The organism is Alkalibacterium pelagium (assembly GCF_900109325.1).
Lineage (GTDB): Bacteria > Bacillota > Bacilli > Lactobacillales > Carnobacteriaceae_A > Alkalibacterium > Alkalibacterium pelagium.
The window spans coordinates 119,105-126,831 of sequence record NZ_FNZU01000008.1 but is presented as its reverse complement, the minus strand read 5'-3'; the positions used below and the strand labels follow the sequence as shown (position 1 = coordinate 126,831).

Below are 7,727 nucleotides of genomic sequence, written 5' to 3'. Positions count from 1 at the left end.
TTTATAGATACTGTAATCATTGTTCGGAGCGTGACACTTCTCGCATTCGGCTGGTGTATAGCTTAGAGTACAATCGATATATTTAACTTTTCGCCCTTTCAAAACACCGTAGGTGACACAATCATCTTTAAATATGAGATTTTTATCTTGAATATCGAGCACTTTTTGCATATCATTTGAAGTAGGCAAGTGAGTTCCTCCTTAGGTGATGTTTTCGTCGACTATTATTCTACAGGAGAACTCACTTGTTTTCTAATATCTAAAAAAATGACGTTAGTGAGTTAATCTCACCAACGTCATTTATTGTACAACCCCTATTTGTCAGGCAGGTCTTAATCGATTAAATTAAATAAGTTAGCAGTTATCTAAATTCTGCAGGGACTTCTGCAAGCTCCTCTACACTAGTCACGTGCCACTGACCGTCTCCGAACTGAAGGAGCACACGGTACACATCGTTACGGCCGCTGTCGGACATGACTGCAAAGACTTGTCCAGGACCGTTGTTCCCTACACGCCAAGTGATCATATCACTCTGGTTCAGCCCAGTCACAGATGATACAGCATTGGCGATTGCTACACGGTCGCTTGACCCTTCGCTGTAGTTCGTGTTGTGACTTTCATCAAGCGGTGCATCTTCAGTAACTTCAAAGCTCGTCTCATCTGATGTATCTTCTTCATCTTCCTCTGTTTCGTCTTCAGTCTCTTCAGCAGTCTCATCGTCAGAATCATCGCCGGGTTCTTCATCAGTATCAGTGGCTTCTTCTTCGCCATTACCATTCTGATCTTCCTCGGCGGGTTCTTCTTCTACGTCGTCTTCATCATCTGGTTCTTCTTCCGGGTCTACTTCTTCTTCATCCTCTTCTTCAGTATCAGTCAGGATTTCTGAATCAGGTGTCCCGGTGTCAGCATCAAAGTCGACTGCTGATTCACGATTCATAAATATGAATACCATTATGCCTATCAGCACAACCAGCAGTACTGCTATGATTCCGTAATAGATTTTTTCAGGCGTATTGTTCTTTGGCCCTTTTGGTGTATTTGGTGAATTATTCTTTCTATTTGTTCGTGTCTGTTTCATATTTCGGTTGCCTCCATAACAAGTAGTTAATGATACTCAGTAAATTATACCACTGATAAAAAGTGTAGCACAATGGATAGAGTCAGGACATGACAAATCGGATACAAAACTGACAAACGCATATCAAATAACTTAGTTTACTTAAAGATACAGGTTAATTGAAGAATTGGAGAAAATATTAGTCTGAATTCAACACCTTAAACAGATAAATCAATTGCAGTTTAGTAAGATCAACCGCAAAAAAAGCCCGTTCTGAAGGGGGCATCCCCTCGCAGAACGGACTGAGCATGAACGGACTGAGCATGAACGGTTTATGGTTTCAGAACAAACTTGATGTTGTTGTCTTCCTTTTTGTCAAACAGATCATAGGCAGTAGAGGCTTGTTCCATAGGCATGACATGCGTAATAATGTCACTTGGATCAATGTCGCCTTTCATGATCATGTCGTAGAGTTTCGGCATGAGATGAGGCACAGGCGTCTGTCCAGTCTTCAGTGTGATGTTTCTGGCGAAAATATTATTGATCGGGAAATTTGATCCTGGAGTCAAGTATACACCTGTCACCATGATCGTTCCAAATTTCTTCACGGCAATACTAGCCATTTCCAGAGGACTAGTTGTTCCCCTCTGTGCTGAAATTAAATTGGTAACCTTCTCGATTTTACGCTCTTTTCCGTCCATACCCACACAGTCAATGACAACATCTGCTCCGCCGTTGGTCATGTCTTTCAACGCCAGACTCGGTAGATCCACTTCTTCAAAGTTCAATGTTTCTACACCGATTTTCTTGGCTGAATACTCCAGACGATTAGGCACGCAGTCGACCGCAATCACACGTTCTGCACCTTTCAGCTTGGCAAATTTCTGAGCCAACAGTCCAACAGGTCCTGATCCCAGTACGATGACCGTGTCACCTTTTTTCACACCTGAATGTTCCACACTCCAGTAAGCTGTAGGAACAATGTCTGATAGGAAAAGAACTTTTTCATCAGGCACTGACTGATCGGGTATTTTGAACGAGTTCTGATCTGCATAAGGTACACGCAGAAATTCTGCCTGCCCACCTGGGTAATCCCCATTCAGTTTTCCGAATCCAAACAATCCACCATAATCGGTTTCCGGATTTTTATTTGAGTTGTCACATTGACTTTCCATATCATTCTCACAGAAATGACAATGTCCACAGCTGACATTGAAAGGAACAACAATTCTGTCCCCAACTTTTAAGTTCTTGACATCCGGACCGACCTCTTCGACTACTCCCATTGGCTCATGCCCGATGACGTAATCATCATCCAGCACCAGATTGCCGTGGTGATACAAATGTAGATCGGATCCGCAGATCGCTGTTGAGGTTACACGAATAATGGCATCTGTCGGTTCCAGAATCTTGGGATCAGGAACGGTTGTGACGGCTATCTTTTCTTTACCTTGAAACGTTACTGCTCTCATTGTAAAACTCCTTTTCAACGTATTTAACAGAATTACAGTACCACCAATTCATTTACATTGAAAACGATAACACTTATTATTTATAAAGAAAACTCTTCATCAGTCCGCTTTTCCTTAGAAAATAAAAGGAAAAGAGCCTAATAAAGAGTCATTAATCAAGAATTATTTTTTCATCGTAATCTTTCTAAGTGGGATCGTTACTAGAGGAGCAATGATAGCAGCTGCAATAGCTTCTGCTACTCCATTCGTTCCAACGATGACAGCCAAAGCACCGGCCAGATTGCTGATGTCTACATCAATGGCTTGTGCGTAAGTCTCTCCAAAAAACAGATAGATAAAGAACAGGACGAAAATTGTGTTTGTAAACGATCCGACGACCGAAGCACTAGCGAGTGCTACCTTATCTCTCTTTGGAAACAGTCTATGTGATAGACGATATGACAGACCTGTAAACAGTCCGATCAGCATTCTAGGAACGAGAGCAATCATTGGATGTGTCCAGAGCAAAAGATCCAGGGGCGTTGCCGGCATAGTATAGGCACGTATCATTCGAGTGATTCCCCAGACTGCACCGATAATGATTCCGTCTGTCGTACTCATAGTCAACGTTGCAACAATGACTGTGATATGTATGATCGTCGGATTGAGCGGTGGAATTGGAATATTCCCCAGAAACGGCACAAAGTTCTGAATCAGTATGATTGCAGTAAGAATCCCCAGTAAGGCGATACGATGGGGTTTAGACATTTTCTTGTTAGTTAGCATTCGTTTTCCTCTTCTCTTACCTTTTCTATTATGTGCGGTTGGTCATACTCCGGTTCAGTCTCCCGATCAGAACCGTCAGCATATGGACCTCTTCTTCGGTCCAACCGGAAAGAATGGACTCGAATTTATCTTCAAGGTGATTATGATATTTGGAGAATACGTTCAGGGCTTTATCCGTCAATGTAAAATAAGCATACCTTTTATCTTCTCCGGTCGTCTTTGTTACGAATTCTTTTTTGACAAGGGCATTCATCTGACGGCTGACGGTTGATTTATCCAGTCGGCTTTTTTGAGTAATGTCTTTTAATGTATACTCATCGTCACCGATCAGTTTAATCAGATTGATTGCTGAGCTGGATAGACCATGTTCTTGAAGTATAAGTTCAGCTACCTGCTTATAGAGCTGATTCATTTCCGTAACCTTTTCGAGCAGTGCATCTGTATTGCCTGGAGATTCCATTCAATTACCCCTCTCTGTATATAAAAAAAGTAACAAACAATTGTACACGTCAACTATAACATGCTTTATTCTATTCAGCAATCCTTTTAATACAATTGTTGATGTCTCGGAAAAAGTGCTATACTATAGAAGACTTTGCACAATGAAAGGAGTTTTTTGAATGTCTTTTGACGGGTTATTTGTCCATGCTCTTACAGATGAATTGAAAGAAACATGTGAGGGCGGCCGCATATCAAAAATACAACAGCCTTATGAAAATGAAATCATTCTGAAAATCAGAGCCAACAGAAAAAACGTGTCTCTTCTATTGTCTGCCCATCCACAGTATGCCCGAGTTCAGCTGACTACGATTCCTTTTGAGAATCCTGACAGTCCCCCTCATTACTGCATGATTTTAAGAAAATATTTAGATGGAGCAGTTATCGAGTCGATCACTCAGAAAGAAAATGATCGTCAGCTCATCTTTTCATTCAAGAGCAGAAACGAGCTTGGCGATATGGAACACCTTTCTCTCATCGTTGAAATAATGGGACGTCACAGTAATATCCTGCTGGTCAATACACCAGATAATAAGCTGATTGATGCGATCAGGCATGTACCGGCTAGTCAGAATACTTACCGTACATTGCTACCTGGCGCTGAATATCGTCCAGCACCTGATCAAAATAAATATGATCCGTTTAAATTTGATGGACCTTTCCCTGTTTCAGAATTAAATACTAAAGACAAGATTAAATGGGTTCAGTCAACCTTGCAGGGATTCGGTAAAGATTCGGCTGTAGAGCTTGTCCATCGTATGGAAACTCATACAGAAGATTCTCCTAAAGCAGTTTATCAGCAGTTCATGCAGATGTTCAGTCCTGAACGCGTTCAACCGACATTGATTAAGAATGGTAATAATGAGACCTTCAAGCCTTTTGACTACCATTCAATTGAAGGAGAGCGTATTAGTTACGATTCCTTGAGTAGCCTGATGGACCGCTATTTCCAGGATAAAAGTGAGCGTGACCGGGTCAATCAGCAGGCTAATGACCTGACTCAACTCGTTAATACTTTTTATCAGAAGAACGAGAAAAAACTGGCAAAGCTTGAAAAAGAGCTAAAGGACACTGAAAAAGCTGATCAACTACGTGTTAAAGGAGAAGTGCTGACTGCCTATCTTCATGAGGTGAATAAGGGGCAGGAAAAGGTCGACTTGCCTAATTTTTATGAAGAAAACCAGATGATATCAATTCACCTGGACCCTCAGAAGACACCAGCAGAAAACGCACAGAAATTTTTCTCTAAATATCAGAAGTTAAAGAATGCCAAGACTCACCTCTCACAACAGATCACTGCTACGCAAGCTGAAATGGCTTATTTTGATACACTGCTCACACAGCTGTCTATTGCCTCTATTTCTGACCTGGATGATATCAGACAGGAATTGCGTGATGGCGGGTATTTGAAGAAACGCAGCAGTAAAAAGAAAAAGCCAAAGAAGTCAAAACCTGAGGCTTTCACTTCTTCCGATGGTACATCGATTCTTGTTGGAAAGAACAATACTCAAAATGATGAACTGACACTGAAAAAAGCAAGAAAATCTCATTGGTGGGCTCATGCCAAAGACATTCCAGGCTCACATGTTATTATTGAAGACAGTGAGCCAAGTGAACAGACCATAGAAGAAGCCTGTGTACTGGCTGCATATTACAGTAAGTATCGCCTGTCTTCTTCAGTTCCAGTGGATGTCGTTCAGGTTCGCCAGATAAAAAAACCGAATGGTGCTAAACCAGGTTATGTTATTTATGAGGGTCAGAGTACGTATTTTGTCACTCCAAGCGCAGAATCTGTACGAGCATTAAAAGCATAGAGAAGACCGGGTGATTACGTTAAGTAGTCACCCGGTCCTTTGTATTTATGTGAGAAGCTTATTTGCTTTCAGCAGATTTTTTAGTTAGTACGAATACGAATGCACCAGCAGTCATGATCATACCAGCAAGAACAGCGATGTTTGATTCAATACCAGTTTGAGGTACATCGTCTTCTTCCATATCTACTTCTTGTAATGTAAAGTTAGAAGGTACGAGTACAGTGTCAATGACGTGAATAACTCCGTTTGATGCTTCAATATCTGTTTGAATAATGTTAGCGTCATTTACCATTGGGTCTCCGCTCAGATCAAATGATACGGTTTCTCCATTAACTGTCTCAGCTTCCAGTCCATCTTCCAGATCGCCAGCCATGACTTGTCCAGAAATGACATGGTAAGTCAGTACGTTTGCAAGATCTGGTTGTGCAAGTAATTCTTCCGCTGTTACTCCAAGAGCATCAAGTAAAGATGCAAAAGCATCATTAGTTGGTGCAAATACTGTGAATGGCCCTTCTCCTTGAAGTGTTTCAACAAGTTCTGCCTGCTGAAGTGCTGCTACAAGAATACTGAAATCGTCATTACCAACTGCAATATCTACGATTGTACCAGGATCATCGTGGCTTTCTGCGAATGCTGTAGGGGCAATCCCAATTGTGAGTACTAGCGCGGTTAAGAACGACAGTAAAACTTTGAACATTTTGGACATGGTGGTTCTCTCCTTTGTAATTCAGATAGTAAAATTGTTTGAAACAATTCTACACCCAGAATAATAAACACATAAAATAACAAAGTCATTTTAAAACACTTATAAATTGAACTTAATTTAGATTACATGCAGATCATACGAGTGTAAACGGTTCAAACTCTTTTACAACTCGTATGATATACCTGTTAAATAACAAAGTCAATTTATAAGCATTTCGAATTCGAAGTTTTTTATTGTCTGTTTATCTGAATGAGAATAGCTCAACCAAGCTTACACTAGGAATATTATACCTTTAAAATAACAATGTCAATTTTAAACTCCTATGAATTCGTGACTTTTTTATGAAGATAACTTCTGAATGTGATGTCCAAATCAATTGTGTACAAGTAATAGCATATCTGTAATATTATTAGGGCAAATAAAGCTTCTCACTGAAATAAAAAATTCAGGAGCACTTGAATTGCATTCTTTCAGCCTCTGGAATATAATGAATTCATAAAATAACGGTTTTTATTTTTTAACTATTTTAACCCTCTCTATTAGGAGTGTTTTTATGAAAAAGAAACTGATTCTTTCAGTTCTGGCGATTGCCTTTTTTTTCCAGGCTTTCTCTGCCATCAGAACTTACTATATACAATCCAATCCCGCTCAAGTCCCTTCCCTTTCACAAATGGAAGCAATAGACACAAATCAGGCTTCTACTGAGACAATGATGACTGATGGAAGTGAACAGATAGAGGATCCCAACCAAATTGAAGCAGAAGAAATCGATGCGTCCTCTCCCCTTCTTGAGACAGAACCTTTACTTTATGAGTTTGCTCCTAATTCATTTTCAGATTACATCTCCATTAATCCTGATTTCACAGGCTGGTTGTCCATCTCAAACACAGCAATCGACTATCCAGTAGTTAAAGGACGGGACAATGAGTTTTATCTTGAACATGATTTTTATAAGGACAGCCACCCATTCGGATCGATTTTTATGGATTACCGCAATTTAGGTATGGGCTATGATCAGCATACAATTTTATATGGGCACTACACGCCAAACGGTCATATGTTTGCGGACCTTGAACATTTCCTGTCTGAAGAATTTTTCTATTCAGATCAGACAATCGTTCTTGAAGATCTGTTTGCTGAACGAAGATATGAAGTATTTTCAGTTCACATTGCCCCGGCAGACCCATATTTCATCAATGAGTCGTTCCTCAACCCTGAGCTAAGTGATTACGTGAGTGAATTGTCTGATCTATCTTTGTATGATAAAGACATATCCTTCACTGGTGATGAGAAACTGCTGACTTTGATATCCTGTAACTATACAGTTAATGAGGGAAGAATTTATGTCCATGCCATTGAAGTAACAGACTGATCCAGTTTAAACCTTTATCTTGCATATTCCTCTGTTTCTATAT

Annotated in this window: 7 protein-coding genes and 1 pseudogene; 2 read left to right on the top strand and 6 right to left on the bottom strand. The window is 40.2% G+C overall.

Going from position 1 to position 7,727, the window contains the following annotated elements; genetic code table 11:
* The 5 genes and pseudogenes from BMX79_RS12585 to BMX79_RS07885 form a co-directional block, all read right to left on the bottom strand.
* A pseudogene (locus BMX79_RS12585) lies at positions 1-189 on the bottom strand (ISL3 family transposase); the annotation flags it as partial.
* A gap of 172 nt (positions 190-361) precedes the next feature.
* Positions 362-1,078 carry a YrrS family protein gene (locus BMX79_RS07900; RefSeq protein WP_091481213.1) on the bottom strand — a complete coding sequence of 239 codons (717 nt, stop codon included), beginning with the start codon at positions 1,076-1,078 and terminating at the stop codon, positions 362-364.
* 311 nt (positions 1,079-1,389) lie between these two features.
* Positions 1,390-2,529: a zinc-dependent alcohol dehydrogenase gene (locus tag BMX79_RS07895; RefSeq protein WP_091481210.1), complete on the bottom strand. Its 1,140-nt coding sequence runs from the start codon at positions 2,527-2,529 to the stop codon at positions 1,390-1,392.
* 162 nt (positions 2,530-2,691) lie between these two features.
* Positions 2,692-3,294, bottom strand: coding sequence for an ECF transporter S component (locus BMX79_RS07890; protein WP_246117659.1), 603 nt, complete (start codon positions 3,292-3,294; stop codon positions 2,692-2,694).
* A 28-nt stretch (positions 3,295-3,322) separates the two neighbouring features.
* Complete coding sequence (locus BMX79_RS07885; RefSeq protein ID WP_091481208.1) at positions 3,323-3,754, bottom strand: MarR family winged helix-turn-helix transcriptional regulator; 432 nt, start codon at positions 3,752-3,754, stop codon at positions 3,323-3,325.
* A gap of 160 nt (positions 3,755-3,914) precedes the next feature.
* On the opposite strand from BMX79_RS07885, the gene BMX79_RS07880 reads away from it, so the two are divergent.
* On the top strand, positions 3,915-5,606 hold the full coding sequence (locus BMX79_RS07880) for an NFACT RNA binding domain-containing protein (RefSeq protein ID WP_091481206.1): 1,692 nt from the start codon (positions 3,915-3,917) through the stop codon (positions 5,604-5,606).
* A gap of 58 nt (positions 5,607-5,664) precedes the next feature.
* On the opposite strand, the gene BMX79_RS07875 is transcribed toward BMX79_RS07880, so the two are convergent.
* Positions 5,665-6,312: a fasciclin domain-containing protein gene (locus tag BMX79_RS07875; RefSeq protein ID WP_218025364.1), complete on the bottom strand. Its 648-nt coding sequence runs from the start codon at positions 6,310-6,312 to the stop codon at positions 5,665-5,667.
* A gap of 553 nt (positions 6,313-6,865) precedes the next feature.
* Between BMX79_RS07875 and srtB the strand changes: the two genes are divergently transcribed.
* Positions 6,866-7,684, top strand: a complete 819-nt coding sequence (srtB, locus tag BMX79_RS07870) for a class B sortase (RefSeq protein WP_091481201.1) — start codon at positions 6,866-6,868, stop codon at positions 7,682-7,684.
* The last annotated feature ends 43 nt before the right edge of the window (positions 7,685-7,727 follow it).

Excerpts from the sequence above, each read along its gene's own strand:
- BMX79_RS07900 (WP_091481213.1), bottom strand. The coding sequence starts at position 1,078 with ATGAAACAGACACGAACAAATAGAAAGAATAATTCACCAAATACACCA.
- BMX79_RS07895 (WP_091481210.1), bottom strand. The coding sequence starts at position 2,529 with ATGAGAGCAGTAACGTTTCAAGGTAAAGAAAAGATAGCCGTCACAACC.
- BMX79_RS07890 (WP_246117659.1), bottom strand. The coding sequence starts at position 3,294 with ATGCTAACTAACAAGAAAATGTCTAAACCCCATCGTATCGCCTTACTG.
- BMX79_RS07885 (WP_091481208.1), bottom strand. The coding sequence starts at position 3,754 with ATGGAATCTCCAGGCAATACAGATGCACTGCTCGAAAAGGTTACGGAA.
- BMX79_RS07880 (WP_091481206.1), top strand. The coding sequence starts at position 3,915 with ATGTCTTTTGACGGGTTATTTGTCCATGCTCTTACAGATGAATTGAAA.
- BMX79_RS07875 (WP_218025364.1), bottom strand. The coding sequence starts at position 6,312 with ATGTCCAAAATGTTCAAAGTTTTACTGTCGTTCTTAACCGCGCTAGTA.
- srtB (WP_091481201.1), top strand. The coding sequence starts at position 6,866 with ATGAAAAAGAAACTGATTCTTTCAGTTCTGGCGATTGCCTTTTTTTTC.